The organism is Rodentibacter heidelbergensis (genome assembly GCF_002000125.1).
GTDB classification, from domain to species: domain Bacteria; phylum Pseudomonadota; class Gammaproteobacteria; order Enterobacterales; family Pasteurellaceae; genus Rodentibacter; species Rodentibacter heidelbergensis.
On sequence record NZ_MLHH01000017.1, the window covers coordinates 13,225 to 36,785 of the forward strand.

The 23,561-nt window shown below is 42.5% G+C and carries 20 protein-coding genes; 12 read left to right on the plus strand and 8 right to left on the minus strand.

Annotation, left to right across the window (positions count from 1 at the left end):
- Window position 1: 1 nt before the first annotated feature.
- From BKK48_RS07730 to BKK48_RS07740, 3 genes are read left to right on the plus strand one after another with little or no spacing between them, the layout of a single operon-like run.
- Window positions 2–1,015 (plus strand): iron-siderophore ABC transporter substrate-binding protein, encoded by a 1,014-nt coding sequence (locus tag BKK48_RS07730; RefSeq protein WP_244154886.1) that lies wholly within the window; start codon window positions 2–4, stop codon window positions 1,013–1,015.
- Complete coding sequence (gene fhuB / locus BKK48_RS07735; protein ID WP_077427548.1) at window positions 1,009–2,979, plus strand: Fe(3+)-hydroxamate ABC transporter permease FhuB; 1,971 nt, start codon at window positions 1,009–1,011, stop codon at window positions 2,977–2,979. The genes BKK48_RS07730 and fhuB overlap by 7 nt, the downstream gene beginning before the upstream one ends.
- Window positions 2,980–3,016: 37 nt before the next feature.
- Entirely contained in the window at window positions 3,017–5,029 is a 2,013-nt protein-coding gene (locus BKK48_RS07740; RefSeq protein WP_077427549.1) for a TonB-dependent siderophore receptor, read from the plus strand.
- An 83-nt stretch (window positions 5,030–5,112) separates the two neighbouring features.
- Here BKK48_RS07740 and BKK48_RS07745 read toward each other — a convergent pair whose 3' ends face one another.
- On the minus strand, window positions 5,113–6,171 hold the full coding sequence (locus tag BKK48_RS07745; protein WP_077427550.1) for a TIGR01620 family protein: 1,059 nt from the start codon (window positions 6,169–6,171) through the stop codon (window positions 5,113–5,115).
- Between the two features lie 81 nt (window positions 6,172–6,252).
- Between BKK48_RS07745 and BKK48_RS07750 the strand changes: the two genes are divergently transcribed.
- Window positions 6,253–7,134 (plus strand): VirK/YbjX family protein, encoded by an 882-nt coding sequence (locus BKK48_RS07750; protein ID WP_077427636.1) that lies wholly within the window; start codon window positions 6,253–6,255, stop codon window positions 7,132–7,134.
- 1 nt (window position 7,135) lies between these two features.
- Here BKK48_RS07750 and BKK48_RS07755 read toward each other — a convergent pair whose 3' ends face one another.
- From BKK48_RS07755 to BKK48_RS09970, 3 genes are read right to left on the minus strand one after another with little or no spacing between them, the layout of a single operon-like run.
- A complete protein-coding gene (locus tag BKK48_RS07755) occupies window positions 7,136–8,578 on the minus strand; it encodes a YcjX family GTP-binding protein (protein ID WP_077427551.1) in 1,443 nt (480 codons plus the stop codon).
- Entirely contained in the window at window positions 8,578–8,862 is a 285-nt protein-coding gene (locus tag BKK48_RS07760; RefSeq protein WP_077427552.1) for a type II toxin-antitoxin system RelE/ParE family toxin, read from the minus strand. Before BKK48_RS07760 ends, BKK48_RS07755 begins: the two co-directional genes overlap by 1 nt.
- Entirely contained in the window at window positions 8,855–9,028 is a 174-nt protein-coding gene (locus BKK48_RS09970) for a hypothetical protein (RefSeq protein WP_167366162.1), read from the minus strand. Before BKK48_RS09970 ends, BKK48_RS07760 begins: the two co-directional genes overlap by 8 nt.
- A gap of 123 nt (window positions 9,029–9,151) precedes the next feature.
- On the opposite strand from BKK48_RS09970, the gene BKK48_RS07765 reads away from it, so the two are divergent.
- From BKK48_RS07765 to BKK48_RS07790, 6 genes are all read left to right on the plus strand, one after another.
- Complete coding sequence (locus BKK48_RS07765; RefSeq protein WP_077427553.1) at window positions 9,152–10,849, plus strand: ABC transporter substrate-binding protein; 1,698 nt, start codon at window positions 9,152–9,154, stop codon at window positions 10,847–10,849.
- Window positions 10,849–11,814 (plus strand): ABC transporter permease, encoded by a 966-nt coding sequence (locus BKK48_RS07770; protein ID WP_077427554.1) that lies wholly within the window; start codon window positions 10,849–10,851, stop codon window positions 11,812–11,814. Before BKK48_RS07765 ends, BKK48_RS07770 begins: the two co-directional genes overlap by 1 nt.
- Complete coding sequence (locus tag BKK48_RS07775; RefSeq protein WP_077427555.1) at window positions 11,804–12,691, plus strand: ABC transporter permease subunit; 888 nt, start codon at window positions 11,804–11,806, stop codon at window positions 12,689–12,691. Before BKK48_RS07770 ends, BKK48_RS07775 begins: the two co-directional genes overlap by 11 nt.
- Before the next feature lie 2 nt (window positions 12,692–12,693).
- On the plus strand, window positions 12,694–13,746 hold the full coding sequence (locus BKK48_RS07780) for a peptide ABC transporter ATP-binding protein (RefSeq protein ID WP_077427556.1): 1,053 nt from the start codon (window positions 12,694–12,696) through the stop codon (window positions 13,744–13,746).
- 3 nt (window positions 13,747–13,749) lie between these two features.
- On the plus strand, window positions 13,750–14,559 hold the full coding sequence (locus BKK48_RS07785) for a peptide ABC transporter ATP-binding protein (protein ID WP_077427557.1): 810 nt from the start codon (window positions 13,750–13,752) through the stop codon (window positions 14,557–14,559).
- A gap of 62 nt (window positions 14,560–14,621) precedes the next feature.
- Window positions 14,622–15,554 (plus strand): bile acid:sodium symporter family protein, encoded by a 933-nt coding sequence (locus BKK48_RS07790; RefSeq protein ID WP_077427558.1) that lies wholly within the window; start codon window positions 14,622–14,624, stop codon window positions 15,552–15,554.
- A 175-nt stretch (window positions 15,555–15,729) separates the two neighbouring features.
- On the opposite strand, the gene sppA is transcribed toward BKK48_RS07790, so the two are convergent.
- Window positions 15,730–17,586 carry a signal peptide peptidase SppA gene (gene sppA, locus BKK48_RS07795; protein ID WP_077427638.1) on the minus strand — a complete coding sequence of 619 codons (1,857 nt, stop codon included), beginning with the start codon at window positions 17,584–17,586 and terminating at the stop codon, window positions 15,730–15,732.
- Between the two features lie 109 nt (window positions 17,587–17,695).
- Here sppA and BKK48_RS07800 point away from each other — a divergent pair, with 109 nt between their 5' ends.
- Window positions 17,696–18,250 (plus strand): NAD(P)H nitroreductase, encoded by a 555-nt coding sequence (locus BKK48_RS07800; protein WP_077427559.1) that lies wholly within the window; start codon window positions 17,696–17,698, stop codon window positions 18,248–18,250.
- A gap of 70 nt (window positions 18,251–18,320) precedes the next feature.
- Here the strand turns inward: BKK48_RS07800 and BKK48_RS07805 are convergent, their stop codons facing one another.
- The 3 genes from BKK48_RS07805 to folE form a co-directional block, all read right to left on the minus strand.
- Window positions 18,321–19,763: a surface lipoprotein assembly modifier gene (locus tag BKK48_RS07805; protein ID WP_077427560.1), complete on the minus strand. Its 1,443-nt coding sequence runs from the start codon at window positions 19,761–19,763 to the stop codon at window positions 18,321–18,323.
- A gap of 74 nt (window positions 19,764–19,837) precedes the next feature.
- Window positions 19,838–21,175: a hypothetical protein gene (locus BKK48_RS09945; protein ID WP_077427561.1), complete on the minus strand. Its 1,338-nt coding sequence runs from the start codon at window positions 21,173–21,175 to the stop codon at window positions 19,838–19,840.
- Between the two features lie 376 nt (window positions 21,176–21,551).
- Window positions 21,552–22,208, minus strand: a complete 657-nt coding sequence (gene folE / locus BKK48_RS07815; RefSeq protein WP_077427562.1) for a GTP cyclohydrolase I FolE — start codon at window positions 22,206–22,208, stop codon at window positions 21,552–21,554.
- Between the two features lie 138 nt (window positions 22,209–22,346).
- On the opposite strand from folE, the gene moeA reads away from it, so the two are divergent.
- Window positions 22,347–23,561 (plus strand): molybdopterin molybdotransferase MoeA, encoded by a 1,215-nt coding sequence (gene moeA, locus BKK48_RS07820; protein ID WP_077427563.1) that lies wholly within the window; start codon window positions 22,347–22,349, stop codon window positions 23,559–23,561.

Below are 23,561 nucleotides of genomic sequence, written 5' to 3' on the forward strand. Positions count from 1 at the left end.
TATGTTCTCTTCTGTTAAAAACTCACTACAAATGTTATACGCCATCGCTGACAGGATGATTTATGGCTTCGCTCCCCTCAGTTTTGCCAAGGTGCAAAAAACGTTGCTTTTTTTGACCGCACTTTTCTTCGGCGTTGAAAGCTTTGGGGCTGAAAACGTTGGGGCTGAAAGCCTTGCCACAGAAAAACAAGCCATTAATGCCACCGTAGCCTATGCCACGGTAGATTGGTCGGTGGCCGAAACCCTCATTGCGCTTGAACATCCGCCTCTTGCCGTAGGTGATGTGAAAAGCTACCAAACTTGGGTGAGAGAACCCAAACTACCTCACAATACGATTGATTTAGGCATTCGTTTACAACCGAATATGGAGCGTATTGCCGCCCTTTCTCATTCCGTTAATCCACAATCATTAAGCTTTATTCACAGCCAATTCTATGCCACGCTCAATGAAAAATTAGCGCCCTATGGAAAAGTCTATAACGTTGATTTTTACAAAGAAGGCAAGGCTTGGGAAAATGTTGTCGCTGCTACTTGGAAAATTGGTGAGATCATCGGCAAACCGCAAACAGTACAACAATTACTGGCAAAATATCAGCAAACCATTCACCACTATCGCCCCTTATTACAGGCATTTACCGATCGCCCCATCGCTTTGGTGCAATTTATCGACACCCGTCATTTACGCATTTATGGTGAAAATAGCTTACCGGGTGAGGTTATCCGCCAACTGGGTTTTAAAAACGCCTACTTACCGGAAGTGAATACTTGGGGATTTCAAAATATTGACATCACCGAACTGGCAAAATTGCCTAAAAATACGCGCTTTGTGGTGATAAAACCTTATCCGAATAATATTGCCACGGCACTCACGCACAATACATTATGGCAACGTTTACCCCTTGCCAGAGAACCTTTAATTTTACCGGCCGTTTGGACATTCGGTGCCATTCCCTCCGCCCAACGTTTTATCGGTATTTTTGCCCATGGCTTATTACAGGGAGGCGAACAATGGTAAACCGCCCTTCCTTATTTTTTATCCTGTTAGGCGGATTATTCTGCGCGCTTTCAATCGGCTTATTAACCGTACAACTGCCTGAAAATACAAGTATTTTAGGGCTAATCCACCCCACCGATAATCTGGATTTACTCTTGGTACAAAGCTATACCCTACCTCGCATTGCGATCGCTTTGCTTGCCGGTGGCACATTGGCTTTTGCCAGCCTATTATTGCAACAAGTGATGGGGAATCCCCTCGCTTCCGATAGCACCCTTGGCATTAACAGTGGTGCACAATTTAGCTTATTTACCGTGGCGATTTTTGCCCCTCAATTTTTGCAATACAGTACCGGTTTAATTGCACTCGTGGGGGCAATATTCAGTCTATTATTCGTCCTTGTACTGGCGATGCGTAAAACCCTATCGCCTTTATTACTGATTCTTGCCGGTCTTGTGGTTAATCTTTATTTTGGCGCTTGCACCGCAATGATAATGTTATTTTATCCGGAGGAAGCCCGAGGGTTGGCACAATGGGGAGCAGGCTCTCTTGTGCAAGAAAGCTGGCATGACAGCCAACAGCTTGCATTACAAAGTGCGGTCTGTTTTTCTCTGATTTTTTTATTACGCCGTCCACTTAGTATTCTCTCCCTCAATGACAGCAATGCTAAAAGTTTGGGGGTCCCTGTGGGCAAACTTCGTTTTATCGGCATTATCATCAGTGCCTATTTAATTGCCTCGGTAGTCAGTGCGGTGGGAATGATTGGATTTATCGGCTTGAGCGCCGCAACCTTGGTTCGCCAGCTGGGTATTCGCACCTTCACTTGGCAACTGAGCGCATCAATTGTACTTGGCGCATTATTACTGGCAATCACCGATTTAATTTTACAACTGGTGAATGTTTATTATCAGATAAGTTTACCGACAGGCGCGGCGACAGCGTTGCTTGGCACACCGCTACTCCTTTGGTTGATGTTTCGCACCTTACCTCATAGCGGGCGTTTAACAACGACACATTTCCAAAAAATCCGTCAATATCGACCGCACTTTACTTGGCTGATGATTGCTTTTTTTGTCGTGAGTGTGATCTTAGCTCTTGGCTTGGGAAAAAATGCGCAAAATAGTTGGCAGATGCTCATTCCTGAACACACCTTTCAGTTAGACATTCTCGCTCTACGTTATCCCCGTATGTTGATTGCTATTTGTGCCGGTATTCTGCTTTCTGTCGCCGGTGTATTATTACAACGTTTAACCTTAAACCCGATGGCAAGCCCCGAATTATTAGGCGTTTCCTCCGGTGCCGGCATGGGAATTTTGGTGTTGCTTTTTGTCTTCTCCGCACAAGATACGCTTTGGTTTTGGCTTGCCGGCATAAGTGGCGCACTCCTTGCCTTGTTCATCCTTGCCAGCATCAACCAGCGTAGCGGAATGTTACCGGAAAAAGTCTTACTCACCGGGATCAGCCTCTCCGCCCTGTTTGATACGCTCCAACGTATTGTCATTGCCAGTGGCGATCCCCGGGCAAATCAACTCATCAGCTGGACATCAGGCTCAACCCAAAGCCTCGATCCTACCCTTGCCATTCCTTTTACTCTATTGGCATTGGTTTTATTGGTGGTGAGCTTGCTATTTAGCCGCTGGTTAGATTTACTCCGCCTACAATCCCCTATGGCACAAGCCCTCGGATTGAATATTTTACAAACACGTTGGATTTTAATTATTTTTAGTGCGATTTTAACCGCACTTGCCACCTTAATGGTTGGGCCATTAAGTTTTATTGGCTTGCTTGTGCCTCATCTCACCCATTTTTTAGGGGTCTATAAAGCACGGCAACAATTACTGATTTCCGCATTACTTGGTAGCACGATTATGCTCATCGCCGATTGGATTGGGCGACAAATCCTGTTCCCTTATGAAATCCCTGCAGGTTTAGTCGCCACTTTAGTGGGCGGCAGTTATTTCTTACTGATGATGCGAAAAGTCTAACCTTATTTATTAACCTCAACCTTCATAGGACGATAAAATGAAGAAAACCTTTGTATATAGCGCACTAACCAGTGCCGTTATTTTAGCGATGAATTCCGCTTATGCGAATGAACAAAAAGTGGAAGAGTTGGATGAAATTAATGTGGTTGGCTCTGTAGCCAAAACCGGTAAAGTGGAATATATGACGCCACGTTCTATCGCCGTGATCAATGATGAAACCTTAAAAAACTGGGATCTCGATCAACTTGATGCAAGCCTTCGTTATGAAACCGGTGCTTTATCACAAGTTTATGGTGCCGACCTCGATACGAACGATTGGATCAAAATGCGTGGAATGGATGCCCGTTTAACCATTGATGGGTCTGCCGTTTACAATACCGGCTACAGCCACTGGGCACCGAATATGTACGGTGTTGAAGCGGTAGAAGTGGTAAAAGGTGCGGATTCTTTAACCTATGGTTCTGCACAAAGTGGCGGTTTAATCAATTTAATCACCAAACGCCCTACTACTGAACCTAAAGGTGAAGTAAATTTCAAACTAGGTAATCGCCACGAACGCGGTATCAGCGCAGATGTCAGTGATAAAGCAACAGAAAATGTACGTTATCGTCTTGTTGCCGACTACAACAAAAAACAAGGTGAATTACGAGGCACTTGGTTAGAAAGCTACTATTTTGCGCCAAGCCTCACTTGGGATATTTCTGACCGGACTTCTCTCACCTTATTGGCAAGCGTGCAAAAAGATGTGGGTGTACCAACAACCGGTTTCTTCCCAATGCAAGGGACGCTTCAAACCAATTTAGGAAAAATTGATCGCCGCACCAACCTAGGTGATCCCACAACAGATACTTTAGATCGCAAACAGTATTCACTGGGCTATGAATTTACTCACAAATTTGATGAGACCTTAACCTTCTCACAAAATTACAAATTCAATATGCAAGATTTGAAACAACAATCTGCGTTCTCCAATGGGGTAACCGTTTTCCCAACAATCAGTCAAGGGGCGGTATTTAATGATGTCATTACAAGAAGCCATTCTATTGATAACCGCTTGACGAAAACTTGGACCCATGACAACTATGAAAACCGTTTAACCCTTGGTGTGGATTATCAATATTTAACGGCAAAAGGGGCATACAATAGTTATTACTGTCCAGATTGCTTTACTTCAGCACCACTTTATACGCTCAACAGCCTTGCCCCGATTTATAACGGTATCCAAGTGCCGAACAGTGCCCGCCCTGACTATGATGTGACTCAGCGTCAATTAGGTTTCTACTTGCAAGATCAAATCAAAATCGGCAACTGGCATTTATCCGGTGGAATCCGTAATGACAGAGCCAAAGGCGAAGAAGGCACGGCACGCTATAAAATTAATCACACGTCTTATTCCGGTGGGGTGATGTATGTGGCGGATAACGGACTTGCCCCTTATTTTAGTTATTCCGAATCCTTCGTACCAGAAACCGCACAATATAAGCCGACCGAAGGCAGACAATATGAAGCCGGTCTAAAATATTTACCAAGTTTTATTGATGGCTCCTTTTCTATTGCTTACTTTGATTTGAAACAAGATAACGCCTTCACACCAAGTGCGACAGGTAACGCTTTCCAAACGAAAGAATTAAGAAGCAAAGGTGTGGAAGTAGCAGCAAACTTTAATGTTTCGGAAAAAACTGCGATTACCTTGGGTTATACCTTTAATCGTGTAAAAGATATTCGGGAAACAGGCGATGTTATCCGTCCGGCATTAATTCCTCGTCATACTGCCTCTGCGCAGGTTACGCATCAATTTCTTGATAATTTAATTGCCGGCGCAGCCATTCGTTATATTGGTACTTCTTCAAATGGTACGGCGGATAACATCAAAGCTCCAGCAAAAACCTTAGGTGATTTAATGTTGAAATATCGCATTAATGCGAACTGGGAGTTGCAAGCAAATGTATCCAACCTTACCGATGAAAAATATGTTGCCAGCTGTTTTTATAGCACTTGTTACTACGGTGAAGGGCGTCGTTTCAGCGCAAATTTAAGCTATAAATGGTAATTTAACCGCCATAATAAAAATCCCAATTATGCATTCACCTAATTGGGATTTTTAAAATCTTTTTAATTATTCTTTATTTTCTATCAAACCAACTCTTTCTCCTTCACCTTTTTATTCAACACCACCTCTTTTATTGTGCTTAGAAGCTCTTTTTGAATATGGGAGAGTTTTGGTTTTTCATTGGATTGAAAAGCAAGGGGGCGGCAAAATTCCATGGCTTTTACCCCTAAACGGGCGGTGAGCAAGCCTACGCCAATGCCTTGCGCTACACGGGCGGAAAGTTTTGCGGTGATATCTTGCGAAAGCCAATCCATACCAATATCCTGTACCACTTCGGTGACACCGGCAAAGGCGATATTCACCAATACCATACGCAATAAGCGAAGACGGGCAAAATAGCCTAACTCAATGCCATAAATGTCAGCAATATTATTGATTAAGCGAATATTCCGCCAAGCCACAAAAAACATATCCACCAAGGAAAGCGGGCTAATTGCCACCACCACAGCGGATTCTGCTGCCATTTTGCTAATCAACTTTTTCGCTTTTAAATCAAAAGGTTTAAGCACATTTTGGCTGAATAATTGAGCCACTTCTGTGGCTGAATAAGCTTCGTTGAGCTGATTTTGCCATTGAACAATTAAGGGTGATTGCTCATCTAACTGCAAACTTTTTGCCATCGCTAAACAAAGTGTTCTCCCCTCTTCGCCTGCCGGTTCAAAAACACCGTCATTTTTGACCGCACTTTTTTGCCAGAGCAATCGGCTTTGTTGTTGTAATTTTTCCCGTTTTTTCAAGCGTACTAAACGCCGCCATTCGCCCACAATCTCTTTTATGCCAAATAATACCACCACCAGACTCACCAGAGAAAAGGCGAAATAAATCCATTGCTGATGTTGAAAACTATCCCAAATCCACTGCACAGATTGGGCAATAATTGCCAAACCAAATAAAAGTGCGGTCAATTTCAACAGGGTTTTCCAACCTTTTGGCTTTGGTTTTATCACCTGTTCAAATGACTCATCAAGCCATTCCCCCTCTAGGGGTTCATCTTCAATAGTTTCTACATCAGTAAATTCTTGTTTTGGCTGGAAACTTTCTGTCGAAGGTTCATCATATTGGTTGAAAATTTGCTTTTCCATTATAAAATACACCCTGTTTCTTATTTTCTTTCATCGCATTGAGACAGTGCGATGATATTTTCACTTATTATTAATACAAACATGACAACACAAACTCAAATTTCGTTCCCCACCTATGTTCAAATGTATCCCTATTCTAAGGATCGTCCGTTAGCCAAACAATTGCGTGAGAAATTTCGCTATTATACCTATACCTTCCTTTATCAAAAGCAATGCCGACAACTCATTGAATTTCTAAATAAAAATCCCTTATGGCAACCTCTTTTCACACAGGATTATTATCGTTTTAATCCGCTGCTGACAACCTATTGCGATAAACGCTTTTCTGCACCGCAACGCTTGAGCGCTATTACACAACATTTACAACTTGCCGAACAAAAATGGGGGGCGTCATTCTGTTCAACATTGCTTAAAGAGCAAGTTATCCCGCTCAGCCAATTAACCGAGGATCTTTCCCTGAATTTAAGCCTCAATTTTATTGATCCTTTTGAGGGCTATTTTGCTATCAATATTCGCAATCAAAATAATGAGCGAATTTATGATGCCTCTTTTACCTTTTTATCGCCTAATAAATTGTTGATTGCCTCGATGCAAGGGCCTTATTATGAAAACGCCCAAGACCTCATCAAAACAGCAACAAAAGATTTACAGGGTATGCGTCCAATGTTTATGCTAATGCAGGTATTTCGTGAATTGGCAAAACATTGGCAATGTGATTTAATCGGGATACCCCATAAATCTCAAGGCAAATACCGCCTTTCAGCCCGCAGCAAAATACTGTTCAATTACGATGAATTTTGGCAAGAAAACCAAGGGGTTTATCAATCCCCTTATTGGCAACTTCCCCTTGATATTGAACGTAAACCTTTAGAAGATATCGCCAGTAAAAAGCGTTCAATGTATCGTAAACGTTATGAAATGCTCGATCGCCTAAGCGATGAAATTGCAAGCCGTTTTCGCTAGCCTAATCAAACCGATCCCCTAACAAAAATTGCAACACTGCATCCATACGCAAATGGGGAATTGTTCCCCCCTGTTCAAGAGGTTGCGGATCAAAGCTGTCAAAGTCAAAGGCTGTGGTTTTTCCCTCATTTTCCGTCAGGTGCTGGGGGGGTTGCCAAAATGCCTGGCTGGGTAATTTGCTCGGTACTGTACCCGGATAAAGGGTAATCAATCGTTTATCTTTGCTGCGTACCCCTTGAATGGCTTTAATTGGTTTGCCGTTTTGATTGACGATCACTTGCTTTGTTGCACGAATCGCCGCAATTGCCGTGTATTCCGTTTCAATGCCTTCAAATTCCACATGACGCCCCCCTTCTTGGACGAGCTGTCGCATTAGGCTCACTAAATTCGGCATTTGGTCACTGGTGATATGATCCGCTTTCGTCGCAATAAACATCAATTTATCAATGCGTGGGGAAAACAAACGGTTTAGGAAATGGCGTTTGCCATAATGAAAATTTTTGAATAATTGATTTAACCCCGTTTGCATCTCTAAAAATGCTTGTCGACTATGGTTCAGCGGGGTTAAACAATCTGCCAAAATCACTTGACGATCAAAGGTTGAAAAATAATTTTCATAAAACCCTTTCACAATTTTATTGCGGTAGTAATCATAGCGGTTATTCAATACCGTAAAATAACTGTTTGGTTTTGCCTCTTTTTTCAGCGTTTTCCATTGTGCCGGAGTGAGGTGAATTAACGGGAAAAACTGTAATGCCGGCGCACCCTCTAATTCCCCGGGTAACACAAAACGTCCCGGCTGAATAAATTGCATGCCCTGTGCCTTACATTGGTGAAGATACGCCGTATAAAGGTTGGCAAGCTTTGCTAAAACATCTTCATTCACCACCGCACTTAAGTCTAATTTTTTCACTTCATCTAACCAAGGCTGAGCAAGTTCTGCCCGTATGCCTTGATGAATTTGGCTTTGTTCAAGGGACCATTGTTCAAAATCCAAATGCAACAAAGGGAGATCCAGTAACCATTCGCCGGGGTAATCCACAATATCTAAATACAATGTTCCCCGCTCTTTCACATGGCGAAACAAACCACTTTGACGTTGAAAACGAATGGCTAAACGTGTTTCACTCACGCCTCGCGTTGATTGACACCATTGTGGCGGTTGTTGGGAAAGCGCATTAAGATTAGCTTCGTAATCAAAACGAGGCACACTCAAATCCTGCTGCGGTACACGTTTAACCGCAATGATTGTGCCGTTTCTCACCGCTTCGAATAGGGGTAAATGATGGCGTGAGCTTTGATTAACGGATAGCAATTGGTTAATAAGACTGGTAATAAAAGCGGTTTTACCACTACGACTTAACCCGGTTACCGCAAGACGTAAAGTGCGGTCAAATCCTCGGTTAATCAGTTGGTTGAGTTCTTTTTGAATGGAATTAAACATTAGGGTCTTGGATAAATACGGCGGCTGTGGATGACAAAATGAATATAAACATAATTATTAATGATTTCATAAACAATACGATAGCCTCGACAAAATGCCTCTCGACTTCCGTCTTCTCGTAACCGACCTATCGCTTCCGGCATAAAGCCAATAAGGGAAATTTTATCATTTAAGTCATTAAATAATTTTATTCCACTTTCAATAGAATGAGTATATTCGACAACATTCTCAACAATTTTATCAATGTGTTTCTGTGCTTTTTGCGTGATAATAACGTTAGGCATAAATCTTATTTTCCATTGCTGAAAACTCTCGAGCCTTACGTTCTAATAGTTTGAGCGTTTGTGCCTTAGAAGCCTCATGACTTAACACTTTCCCTAATTCAACTTCTTCACGCGCTTCTTTTAGTTGTTGAGCCAAAAACTCATCATAACCTTTTTCTTTTAACATATTTTTCTCCCAATCTCAGACTGAAACGACTATACGCCTCAGGGGCGATAAAAGCAATATCTAGCCATTTTTGGCAATATATCTTACAATTTGCGCCATTCATTTACCCTAACCGCTTCATTTATGTTACGCCGACATCTGCTATTTTCCTGTTTGCTTTTAAATTTGGGCTTGCTGAGCCAAGTTCAAGGCGCCCCTCGTGTGCCGGAAAGTTTAACAGAAAATGGGTTAATTTATTGTGCGAATGCATCAGGTTTTTCATTCAATCCACAAACCGCAGATGCCGGCACAAGTATGAATGTGGTGACAGAGCAAATTTATAATAAGCTGTTTGAAATTAAAAATCACAGTGCAACTGTCACGCCCTCTTTGGCGCAATCTTATAGTATTTCTGCCGATGGAAAAGAAATCTTCATTAATTTACGCAAAGGGGTGAAATTTCACCACACCCCTTGGTTTACCCCTACCCGAGATTTTAATGCGGAAGATGTGATATTTTCCATCAATCGCGTGTTAGGTCATGACACCTATTTACCGGTGTTAAATCAAGATAATCCGGTAAACGGTAAAAATCCCCAATACCGCATTTTTCATGAACAGGCGAAAAAAGTCCGTTTCCCCTATTTTGACAGCATTAGATTAAACCAAAAAATTAAATCCATTACAGCGCTCAATCCTTACAGAATAAAAATAGAACTCTTTGAGCCAGATTCTTCCATTTTGTCGCATCTTGCCAGTCAATATGCGATCATTTTTTCGCAAGAATATGCCTATCAATTAAGTGCAGATGACAATCTCACCCAATTAGATACACACCCTGTGGGCACGGGACCTTATCAAGTTCAAGATTATGTTTATAACCAATATGTCCGTTTGTTACGCCATGAAAACTATTGGAACAAAGAGGCAAAAATTAAACAGATATTGGTTGATTTGTCCACTGAACGCACGGCTCGTTTGATTAAATTTTTCAATAACGAATGTCAAATTGCCGCTTATCCTGAAGTGAGCCAATTGGGCTTATTACGCAATAATGATGAACGCTATTATTTACAATCTGCAGAAGGAATGAACCTTTCCTATTTGGCGTTTAATTTCAATAAACCCTTAATGCAAGATACTCAAATCCGCCAAGCGATTTCGCAAAGTATCAATCGGGCACGCATTGTCCGCAATGTTTACCACAACACCGCAACAGTAGCGAACAATATTATTCCTAATGTTTCTTGGGCATCGAATATTAACACCCCGGAATTTGATTTTGACTATGCCCCAAAACAAGCCCAAAAAGTCTTTGCCGATAAAAATCTACAACTGACAATGTGGGTGTTAAATGAAGAACAGATGTATAACCCTTCCCCAATAAAAATGGCAGAATTAATTAAATGGGATCTAGCACAAGTAGGGGTTGAGGTGAATGTACGCCCGGTAACCCGCACCTTTTTATTATCATCACAGAATAGAAAAACTGAAGATTACGATATGATCCTCACCGGTTGGCTTGCCGGCAATTTAGATCCTGATGGGTTTATGCGTCCTATTTTAAGCTGTGAAACAAAAGATGAGATCACCAATTTATCCAACTGGTGCAACCCTCAATTTAATGAATTAATGGATAGTGCATTAACCGCTACCCAATTACGGGAACGGGCTAAAAATTATAATCTGGCTCAAGATTTGGTGCTGACAGAACTTCCCATTGTCCCTATTGCCAATGCAAAACGTTTTTTAGTGGCCAATAACAAAGTGAAAGGCGTGCAAATGACACCTTTCGGCAGTATCAATTTTTCAACCCTTTATTTTGCTAAGGAGAAAAAATAATGTTGTGGTCAGCCCTTCGTCATCTCCTTTGGGTGCTCTTATTATTATTCATTCTCACCCTACTTAGCTTTGCCATTTTAATGCGTGATCCGCTTAATGCGACACTGATTACCGACAACATTTTTACCGGTTATCTTCATTATCTTGGTGCGTTATTACAAGGAGATTTCGGCATCACTTACAATGGGGGGCAATCACTTAGCGCACTTATTTTTACCGTTTTACCGCCCACATTAGAGCTGTGTTTTAGCGCCTTATTCCTGGCTTTTATTTTAAGTATTCCCCTTGGTATTCTCAGTGCGGTCAATAATCAGGGTGTTTTTTCCAAAACGCTCCAATCCCTCGCTTATGTAGGGTTATCGATCCCGATTTTTTGGCTAGCCCCCATTTTACTTTATATGGCAGCGATTTATGGCTGGGAAATCTCTGCCACCGGGCAATATAATTTGCTCTATGAAATCCAACCGATCACCGGTTTTCCGGTGATTGATGTTTGGTTTGTGGATGTGCCTTATCGTACAAAAATTGTACAGAGCGTATTGCAACACCTCGCCCTCCCAACGTTGGTTTTATGTATTTTACCGACAATGGAAATTATCCGTATCATTCAACAACGGGCGGAATATATTCTTCAGCAAAATTATGCCAAGGTCGCCATCACCCGGGGGTGGTCAAAATGGAAAATTTTACAAAAGTATGTCTTTCGTAATACTTTTCCTTTACTTGTCCCGCAAATTACACGGGTGTTTACCTTGGTTATCACACAATGTATGCTGGTTGAAACCGTCCTCGGTTGGCCGGGGATCGGGCGTTGGCTCATTGATGCGGTTACCGCCCAAGATTACAACAGTATTTCAGCCGGTATGATTGTCTTAGGGATTTGTATTATTACCGTTGACACCCTAGCCAAAATCATCATGTTTATTCTCGATCCATTTAATAAGAAAGGTTGGTATGAAAGATAAAGAAGCGGATGAATTTCGTGAAAGCGCCTCGATCTATCAAATTTGGTTACTGTTTCGCAAAAACCGTATTGCCTTATTCAGCTTTTACTTGTTTTTTCTGTTAATTTTGACCGCACTTTTTGCCCCCTTTATCGCCCCATACAGCGATAGTATGGAATTTGTAGGGCAAGAATTCATGCCGCCTTCTTGGGTGGAAAAAGGGCAAATCGCCTTTTTCTTCGGCACCGATGATTTGGCTCGTGATGTATTAAGCCGTGTGATTATGGGGGCTCGCTATACCCTCGGTTCTTCCTTAATTGTAGTGATATTGGCTGCCATAATAGGGGGAGCTTTGGGTATTTGGGCGGGAATGTCCGGGGGCATTAAGGCTCGTTTTCTCGGTCATATTTTTGATGCCTTTCTCTCTATTCCGATTTTGCTCATTGCGATCATCATTTCCACCTTTATGGAACCCAGTTTGATGAACGCCATTATTTCCACCTTATTGGCGGTACTGCCCTATTTCACTCATGCCATTTATCGGGCCATTCAACAAGAGCTTAAAAAAGAATATGTCATGATGCTAAAACTCGACGGCATCACCAATGGCGAGCTACTTCGCTCGACTATTTTACCCAACATCACCGTTCTCTATATTCAGGAAATTTCACGGGCATTTGTGGTCACTATTTTAGACATTAGCGCCTTAAGTTTTATTTCCCTTGGTGCGCAACGCCCGATGCCTGAATGGGGAGCGATGATAAAAGACTCTCTTGAGCTGATTTACCTCGCCCCTTGGACAGTATTACTCCCCGGCTTTGCAATTATCCTCACTATTTTGTTAAGCATTGTTTTTATCAACGGCTTATGTCAAGCCATTAACCAATATTATCAATAACTATGGCACTACTGGATATTCGTAACCTCAACATTGAAATCAAAACCCCAACTGGTCAGGTGAGAATCATTGATGGCGTCAATTTAACGCTCAATGACGGCGAAATTTTAGGGCTTGTGGGCGAATCCGGTTCGGGCAAAAGTTTGATTGCCAAAGTGATTGGTAATGCCATTAAAGAAGATTGGATTATCACCGCCGATCGCTTCCGCTTTAATGATGTGGAGCTGTTAAAACTCTCCCCAACACAACGTAGAAAACTCGTGGGAAAAGAAATTTCCATGATTTTTCAAAACCCCTTGAGTTGTCTTGACCCAAGCCAAAAAGTGGGCCATCAATTAATTCAAAGTATCCCCAATTGGACATTTCGTGGTAAATGGTGGCATTGGTTTGGTTGGAAAAAACGCCGAGCAATAGAACTACTTCATCGAGTGGGGATCAAAAACCATCGCGATATTATGGAAAGCTATCCCAATGAGCTTACCGAAGGGGAAGGACAAAAAGTGATGATAGCCATTGCCGTGGCAAATCAGCCCCGTCTACTCATTGCCGATGAACCGACCAATGCCTTGGAATCCATTACGGCACGCCAAGTGTTCCGTTTACTTTCCAGTATGAATCAAAACCAAGGTACCAGCATTTTATTAGTCAGCCATGATATTCCGAGTGTGAGCGATTTTTGCCATACGGTATCCGTACTCTATTGTGGGCAAAATACAGAATCTGCACCAACACAAACCTTGTTGGAATCACCTCACCACCCCTATACCAAAGCGCTTATTCACTCCGTACCGGATTTCACCCAACCTTTTGGGTTTAAAGCAAAATTGGGAACATTAGAAGGTAGCGTGCCTATTTTAGAGCAAATGCCCATAGGATGCCGATTTGGCCCCCGTTGCCCTTTTTCACAAAAACAATGCATAAAAAAACCGGCACGTTATCGTATTAAACAACATGAATTTTCTTGCCATTTTCCGATTAACTTTAGAGAAAAACAGATAAAAGAAACAGTGCTAAACACCCCACTGACCTTATCGACAGAATCCAATAAGGACTAATCTATGCCTTTATTAGAAGTTATCGACCTCTGTAAAACCTTTGATGGCCCGGCCCGTTGGTTCGGTTCAAGATCCTTTAATGCCGTAGAAAACGTGAGTTTTAACCTTGAGAGAAAACAAACCCTTGCCATTATCGGAAAAAACGGCTCAGGAAAATCCACATTAGTAAAAATGATTGCCGGCATGATTGAACCTACTTCAGGGGAAATAAAATTCAATCATGAACGACTTGATTTTGACAACTCCCGTTATCGAACCCAGCATATTCGTATGGTGTTCCAAGATGCCAATTCCGCCTTTAATCCTCGACAAAATATCGGGCAAACCTTAGATGCGCCACTTCGATTGGCAACCGATTGGGATGAGGAAAAACGCAATCAAAAAATCTTTGAAACCCTTTCTATGGTTGGGCTTTACCCTGACTATACCAACCTAAAAATCAAAAACCTTTCCGTCAGCCAAAAACAACGGGTCGCTATCGCCCGAGCCATCATTTTAGAACCTGAAATTATTATTGTTGATGATGCTCTCGGTTCGTTAGATGCCTCGGTTCGAATTCAACTCCTCAATCTCACTCTAGCCCTCCAAGAACGTCTTGGTATTGCCTATATTTATGTGGGACAAGATTTAGGCGTTATCAAACATTTAGCAGATAACGTGCTGGTAATGGATCAAGGAAAGATTATTGAATATGGCTCTCCCAAAGATCTATTTTGTACCCCTCAAACCACCGTAACAAAACGTCTAGTAGAAAGCCACTTTGGCAAACTGCTTGATGAAAGCGCTTGGCTTCAACAAAATCGAGAAGATTGATTTAGCAAAAAAACCGCTTTAGAATTGACCGCTCTTTTTTTAACTATTTAATGGAAAATGTCATGCAAACACTCCTTAAATTAACCCAATTTGTCAGTAAAACCTTTGCCTTATGGGCTATTGTTTTTGCTGTACTTGCCTTCTTATTTCCTGCGGAATTCAAAATTTTCGCCCCTTATATCCCTTACTTATTAGGCTTAGTGATGTTCGGTATGGGGATCACGCTCACCTTTAGTGATTTCGCTGAAGTCGCCAAACACCCAAAAGCCGTATTTATCGGCGTGGTAGGGCAATTTATCATTATGCCAATGATAGCTTTTGGCTTAGCCAAAGCCTTTCATTTACCCCCGGATCTTGCAGTAGGCGTCATCTTAGTCGGCTCATGCCCCGGCGGCACTTCATCAAATGTGATGACTTATCTTGCTAAAGGCAATACCGCACTTTCCGTTGCTTGCACGACCATTTCAACCCTACTCTCTCCACTTTTAACGCCGGCAATTTTCTATTTGCTGGCAAGCCAATGGTTGGATATTAACGCCTCAGCGATGTTTATGTCGGTGCTAAAAATGGTGTTATTCCCTATTTTCTTAGGCTTAGTGGTTCGTATGCTGTTCAAAAACGTCATTGTTCAAGCAAGCCAAATTACGCCATTGATCTCCGTAGTGTCCATTGTCTTAATTTTGGCGGCAGTGGTCGCGGTGAGCAAAGATAGAATTGTAGAATCCGGATTATTCATTTTCAGTGTAGTGGTATTACATAACTGCCTCGGCTATTTCATCGGCTTTCTTGCAGCCAAACTGTTTAAACTCAATACAGCAGACAGCAAAGCCATCGCCATTGAAGTAGGCATGCAAAATTCAGGTTTAGGGGCCGCCCTAGCAAGCGCCCATTTTAACCCCATTGCCGCCGTACCAAGTGCGTTATTTAGTTTCTGGCACAATGTTTCCGGCCCGATTTTAGCCAATATTTTCTCAAATATGAAAAATGAAAAATAACGGAAAAATTGACCGCACTTGATAAACCAAAGGCAGGGATTTCCCTGCCTTTCTAATAATCAATGCCTTGAATACAATTTTCATACAAGAATTGAAGTAAGATTTCCCGCTTACTTTGATCTTGATAAAAAGCAGCAAGCATTAAATTAAATTAAATTCATCACAATAGTTTTCACTACTTCACACTCCCACAATTCAAACAATATAAATATTGTCCTTTGGGATCATTCAATTTATCTAGCTGATGGAGCTGTTGTTTAACTTGTTGGAACGGTTTAGGGAGATCAAGCCATTGCGTCATCAATGCCTGTCCGCTTTGTCTGAGATCTCGGAATAATTTCCCCACTAAGCTGCTGTCTTCCTCAATCATCCATTCCACGGAAAAATCCTCAATCACAGGATCACGATGTAAATTGACTAATTCCCCGGCTTTTTCCACCGCACGATCAAAATCCCCCAATTCATCCACCAAGTTATGTTTGAAAGCATCTTTGCCCAACCATACTTGACCTTGTGCGATAGTATCTACGGCACTTTTCGGCATTTGGCGTCCTTGGCTCACTAAAGTTAAAAATTGATCGTAGCCATGCTCAATTTCCAGCTGATAAATATCTTGCGTATTTTTAGAGAGAGGGCTGAAAACAGAAGTGCCTGCCAAATCGGTTGTTGCCACACCATCGGCATTGACACCTATTTTTTTGATCGTATTTTCAAAGGTGGACAACATGGCAAAAATCCCAATGGATCCAGTGAGGGTATTTTTATCCGCAATAATGTAATCCGATGTGGCTGAAATCCAATAGCCCCCCGATGCAGCCATCGCCCCCATGGACACCACCACCGGTTTGCCTGCTTTTTGTAAATTATCCACTTCTTGACGGATCAGCTCTGAAGCAAAGGCACTGCCTCCCGGTGAATTAACCCGTAACACCACGGCTTTCACAGTTTCATCGTCATAAGCCTTACGCAACAAACGGGCAACACTATCACCGCCCACTTCGCCTTCGGCACTTTCCCCATCAATAATTGCCCCTTCAACATTCACCACAGCAATTTTATTCTGTCCCATTGATGACGCCATACGATCCTCAAAGCCGGATAAATAGGTGGAAAAATCCACCATATTCACTTCCCCCTCTGCATTTTTACCAAAAAGTGCGGTCAATTTTTTATCTAAATCTAACTGGGTCGCCAAATCCGTGACTAATTGACGTTGTTTTGAATAAGCCGTGCTGTCGCCCTTCAACGCTTTCAATTCGGTTAAATACTGCTTCGCACTCGGTAATAAGGTTTCCTTTGAAATATGGCGGTTTGTGCTGACAATTTGCATATAGCTTTCCCACATACCGTTTAACCATTGGCTCATATTCGCTTTGGCTTCCGGCGACATCTCATTGCGTAAGAAAGGCTCAACCGCCGATTTATAGGTGCCCACACGGAAAATATGAGGGGTAATCGCCAATTTATCTAATAAATCTTTGTAATATAAATTCTCTTGTGCCAAACCTTGAATGGAAACCTGCCCAATCGGATTAAGATAAATCTGATCGGCAAAACTCGCTAAAAAATACTGGCCTTGGGAATAATTATTCGCAAAGGCGATCACCGGTTTTTCGGACGTTTTAAAATCTTTAATCGCTTTGCCAATATAATCCATAGCCGGCAGATCACCGCCTGAAAAATAATTCAGATCCAGTACCAAACCTCGAATACTGTCATCATTTTTTGCCAAACTAATCGCATAAACCACATCGAAGGTGGAAATTTGGAGTGGGGTACGTTCCGTTGTGTTTAACTCCCGCAACGCCTGTTGCCAGCCAAATGCCTCATCACGATTATCCGCCAAATAGCCGTCTAAATTCAGCAACAATGCCCCTTTATCGGCAGCTAAATTCACCGTGTTTTTTTTCGTATTACTCGTCAAACTAAATAGGCTGATTACCAATAAAATGAAAATTAAAAAGAAAAAATTCATCACTAAATCACGAATAAAATTTAGTGCCCGCCAACAAAATTTAATCACTCGAAAAATAGGGTTCATAGGGTTTCAGAAGCTAAAAAAAATTGCGCTTAGAGTAACATAAACCCATAGTAAAAACTATGTTATAATCCACCGCACTTTTAATTGATGAAGAAGAAAAATGGATGCATTAACCCTTTTAACCACCCGCCGTTCAAACAAAAAACTCAGTGCCCCCGCCCCAAATAAAATGCAGCTTGAAAAAATGTTCCAAGCGGCACTTCGTACACCGGATCATGGCAAATTATCCCCTTATCATTTTGTGGTGATCGAAAACGAGGGGCTGAATAAGTTAGAGCAGTTACTTAAAGAGGCGGTCGTTGAGTTCAATCTCGGTGAAGAGCGCTTAAAAAAAGCAGAGAATTTGGCACACCGCGCCCCGATGGTGATTGCCGTTATCGCCAAAATCAATCCGGATATTGCTAAAGTGCCTGCTTGGGAACAACTCGTCACCGCAGGTTGTGCCGCCTATGGGATTCAACTTGCCGCCCATGCCCAAGGTTTTGATAATGTTTGGATCACCGGAAAATGGGTATCAGGTAGTGCGCTTCGGCAAGCACTCCGTTGCCGTGAACAAGATGAAATTGTGGCATTATTAATGCTCGGCACCTCCACAGAAAAAGTGGAAAGAGAATGTCGACAAGAAAGCCTTGAAGACTTTGTCAGTTATTTATAAAAACGCCTCTTTAACAACACAATGTGGGTGAACCTTGTTCACCCACATTGCTATTTTCCCTCTCATAAATTTAAAAGGTTTTCTCAAAAATCACATTCAGGCTTTGGCGGTTGTAGGAATACAAAGTCGGAATGTTACTTTTTTGTTTGCGGTAAGAAAATTGTAGTTTCGGGGTGATGCCGAAAACATGCCAATCCCGTTTCCATAGGGTGAAATTCACGTTGAAAATGCGATCTTTACGCACTTTGCCCAAGGCAATCAGCCCGCCTAGCACCGCTTTATCTTTGTAGTGTCGTTGTGAAATGCCGAAAGCCAAACGGCTTGAAATCCCTTTGCCCCACTCTTGTCCCCAGCCGAGGCGGAGGGATTTGGTGTCCGAGCCGTACTGTTTCACCTGGGTGGTTTCTCGGTTGAAATCACCGCCAAGGTAGAAAAATTGGCGTGGCGTTCTTGCCCAAACCAGTGTGGCGGAAATCAGTTTTCGCTTGCCGTTTTGCGCTTGGCTTTTGAAATAACGCTGTTTGGCAAATTCTGCGGCGCTTGAAAGTTGCCAGTTCGGGTTGAGCCAATGGCTCAATTCCAACCTTGCGCCATTTGCCCATTGATAGCTTTCGCCGCCATACCCACGTTTTTCATAAAAAGGCATCAGGCTTAGCGTAGATTGTGCGGTTTTGTAACGCAGCCCTAGGGATGTGCGGTTATAAATATCGTCATAATCGTGATTATCCCAATAACTTTTACCCGATAAATCATTTTCAAAGCCTAAATAATAGCGGTTGCCAAGGTTAAAATCTTTGCCAAGCGAAACATTGTAAGCCATGCCATGTGCAGTTTGGGGCATCATATCGTCATTTTTCACATAGCCCGTTTGCTCAATATTGCGGCTGTCGGCGGTGTTATTCACGTTGGTGTCACGCACATAATAGGCACTGGCAGAAATCTGCCAAGCCTCCCGTTCCTGCAACGCCTCTAAATAAGCCTTAATAAGCTGTTGCACTGGGGCGGGCGTGGCAGGGGCGCTCAAGGCTTTTTGAAATTGTTCGGTGGCGGCGGTGTTTTGTTTATCGTTAAATAAGGCAATGGCGAGTTCAATACGCACAGGATTAAGATCCGCCCGTTCTGCCAACATGTCACGATAAACCCGAATGGCTTTGCTGAATTCCCCTTTTAATGCCGCCAGTTTGGCTTCCGCAAACTGGATAAGCAAAGGATCGGTATGAGGAAAGGTTTTATAAATCGCCAGCAATTGCTCAATCAACTGTAGTTCACGGGCGTAAATGGCTTGGCTTAACAGTTGTTGGGTTAATGCCAGATTATGTTTTAAATCCGCTTCAGAAAGGTGAAGCGGTGGTTGATTTTGCCCCTGAAGGCTCACCTCTTGCTCGGCTTTCTTTGGCTCTGCGTTCTTTGGCTCTGCCACTTTGAGGTTTTGTTGTGGCTCGCCGATATTGGCTGAGGTGGGTAAGGTAAAAAGCAGGGGGAAAAGTGCGGTTAAAATTTGGGGTATTTTCATGATATTTAGATTTCTGTCTGAGTGAAAACGCCCCTTTTCAGAGGCGTTGTTAACAAGCGTTTTAAAGGGTTAAATTATTGTTTGGGTGCACTATAAATCCCATTGTATATTTTATCCTGACCGTTATCATTAACCCTCAAATTAATCACACCCCAACTTTCGTGCTCACCTAGAACACCTCGATAATCACCATGATCTACCCCGCTATCAGGTGAAATACTTCCTCTATAAGTATAGTAATCGGGATTAGGATTATCGATATCCGTTGCATTTAAATTAATCTTTCCAAAATTAGTGGAATCTAACAGCCCGGAAATACGTCTATTATCAAAATCAGCGGTTAATGTTACTGAACCCTCTTTCTGAAAAGCATTATTTATAATGTACGGAGAATTTGCTCCATAAGTTCTAATTGAAGCGATCACCTCTCCCCGATAAGTGGCAGTGCCTTGAGGAACATTAATCAACGTTTCTATCCCCGGCTTTCCAATAATAAATGATGCCACTTCTGCACCTATCCCTTGGTTATCGGTAAATAACATACCATAAGAGCTATAAGGGGTATTCATCACCACATAATTCACTTCATTTTTTCCGGAGCCATCATCTACCGTCAAATTCGGATCTGTGAATACGCCCTCATGAAGGCCTAATTGCCCCTTAGCGAGTTTGCCTAAATCGACCCTCACTGCCTGATTATTGTTCTCAGTAAAAAGCCCTGTATTACGGGAGACAAGGGTAAGATAGTTTAGTCCCTGACTTTTACCTTCTAAATTAATCACCCGCTCACCTTCCGGAATAACAGGTACTTTCGGATGAACCGGATTAGGTTGTGGCGTGGATACTGTCGGTGGAATTGGGTTAGACGGTTGGTTTGGTTGCCCCGATTGGTTTTGTTGGGGAGGTTGATTTGCCTGCCCTGCTGGGTTTTGCTGAGAAGGTTGGTTTGCCTGTCCTGTTTGGTTTTGTTGAGAAGGTTGAGTTACCTGCCCTGCTGGGTTCTGCTGAGGAGGTTGAGTTGCCTGCCCTGCTGGGTTCTGCTGAGAAGGTTGGCTTGCCTGCCCTGCTGGGTTTTGCTGAGAAGGTTGGCTTGCCTGCCCTGCTGGGTTTTGCTGAGAAGGTTGGCTTGCCTGCCCTGCTGGGTTTTGTTGAGGTGATTGGCTTGCCTGCCCTGTTTGGTTCTGTTGAGGGGATTGACTTGGTTTAGCAGATTGATTTGACTGCCCCGATTGGCTTTCTTTAGCGGATTGCGTTGCCTTCCCTGACGTTTTCGGTTTAGCTGGCAGGCTTGGTTTTGCCGGCTGAACAGATTGGGATTTTTTATCAGAAGCATTACTGCTATGGTTAGAACCACAACCTGCAAGCATAAAAGCAACAAGCACTGCCGCTGCTGTTTTCATTGTAACATTCATTGTTACCTCCGAATTAAATTAATTTTTACGATATAAATGTTTCTACTTTTCCACAGAAACGAGGAGGATATTAACAAATATGAAACATAATCAAAACAAAAATAGAACAATGTAGTTGAATTAATGCCATTTAGCACCAAATGCTATGACTTTAGCCCCCTTATGCTTTATCAGCACAGCGGTTTGTAGGAAGTTTGATTGAAATAAAAACAGGAAAAGTGCGGTCGAAAATAAGACTAAATTTCAGATTTTTAGCCCTTTAAATGTGATTTTTTGGGAAAAACAGTAGGGACACACTGCGTGTGTCCGAACTTTAACCTATTGAAATAATTTGATTTTATAACGGACACACGCAGTGTGTCCCTACCTTTATCATTTATTTTTGAACAGTGGCGAGAAATTCTTTGCGGGTGTCTCGGTCTTCTAAGAAAACCCCGCCATAAGCGGAGGTCACCGTATAGCTGTGGGTGTCTTTAATGCCACGGGCTTTCACACAAAAGTGAGTAGCTTTCACATAAACCGCCACATCATCGGTTTCTAAAATGGTTTGAAAAGCGGTGAGAAGTTGCTCGGTTAAACGCTCTTGTACTTGTGGACGTTGGGCAAAAAAGGACACAATTCGGTTAATTTTAGACAACCCAATCACCCAATCTTTCGGGTAGTACGCCACACAAACTTTGCCGTCAATGGTCACAAAATGATGTTCGCAGGTGCTGGTGAGTGTAATATCGTTGACTTGCACCATTTCACTCACTTTCATTTGGTTTTTAATTTTTGTCATTTTCGGGAAATTGGCATAATCCATTCCACTGAAAATTTCATCAATAAACATTTTTGCCAAACGGTGCGGGGTTTCTTCCAAACTGTCATCAGCCAAATCTAACCCGATGAGTTTCATCACTTCATTCATATGCTTGGCAATGCTAATGCGGCGTTCATCTTTATTTTTGCTCGGGTCAATCATTGGGGTTTCAATGCCTTTTTCTCTTAACGCATTTCTTACGCTGAGGGCATCGGGTGAAATTTCGCTCATAACAGTCTTTCCTAAAAAAATGATGGGCTATTCTAGCAAAGGATAGGCAGATCGTAAAATGAGAAAAATTGCTCATTTGAATGAATAAATCTTTAGGGATAAAATAGCCGACAATTTTTCTCAAACTAAGGATTTTCCATGCTCACCTTGGATCAAGCACGCCATCAAATGTTGGAACAGCTCCCCTTTCCCTCAGTCATCGAAACCCTCAATTTACAAAATGCTGCCAATCGAATTTGTGCAGAGGATGTGATTTCACCGATTAATGTACCTTCTTTTGATAATTCAGCGATGGACGGCTATGCGGTGCGTTTGTCCGATTTACACCAATCACTCACCCTTTCTGTGGCAGGGAAAGCCTTTGCCGGTCATCCTTTTCAAGGGGAATGGCCGCCGCAAAGTGCAATCAGAATTATGACCGGTGCGATGATCCCTGAAGGCACTGATGCGGTGGTGATGCAAGAGCAAGTGCTGCTTAATGAGGATGGCACGATCACCTTATCTGAGCGTCCAAAGGCTCACCAAAATATTCGCCGTATTGGTGAAGATGTGAAAAAAGGGGAAATAGTGTTGCCACAAGGCGCACCTTTAAATGCGGTTTCATTGCCCTTATTAGCCTCTCTTGGTATTGCTGAGGTGAAATGTTATCCCCGTTTAAAAGTTGCCCTCCTTTCCACCGGTGATGAGTTGATTGAGGTGGGAAAAACACTTCAACCGGGGCAAATTTATGATACCAATCGTTTCACGATTAAATTGTTGCTTGAAAAACTACATTGCGAGGTGCTGGATTTTGGTCTGCTCCCAGATAATGAAGCGGAGTTTGAAAAGGCTTTTATGAACGCTCAAAAACAAGCCGATCTGGTGATAACCAGTGGGGGCGTTTCGGTGGGTGAGGCAGATTTCACCAAAACCGTGTTAGAGAAAGTGGGAAAAATCAATTTTTGGAAACTGGCAATTAAACCGGGTAAACCCTTTGCCTTTGGGCAACTTGAACAGGCTTGGTTTTGTGGCTTACCCGGTAATCCGGTTTCTGCCCTCGTCACCTTTTATCAACTGGTTCAACCTGTCATTGCGAAACTCCAAGGACAAAAATATTGGAAAAAACCACCGCACTTTTCGGCTATTGCAACAACGCATTTGAAAAAAGCACCGGGGCGTTTAGATTTCCAACGGGGTTTTTATCAAATCAATGCAGAAGGAAAAATTGAGGTGCAGCCTGTGGGCTTCCAAGGCTCACATTTATTCAGTGCCTTTGTGAAAAGCAATTGTTTTATTGTGTTAGAACAAGACAGAGGCAATGTGAACGCCGGTGAAACCGTCACCATCGAACCTTTTAATCATTTATTAGGTTAA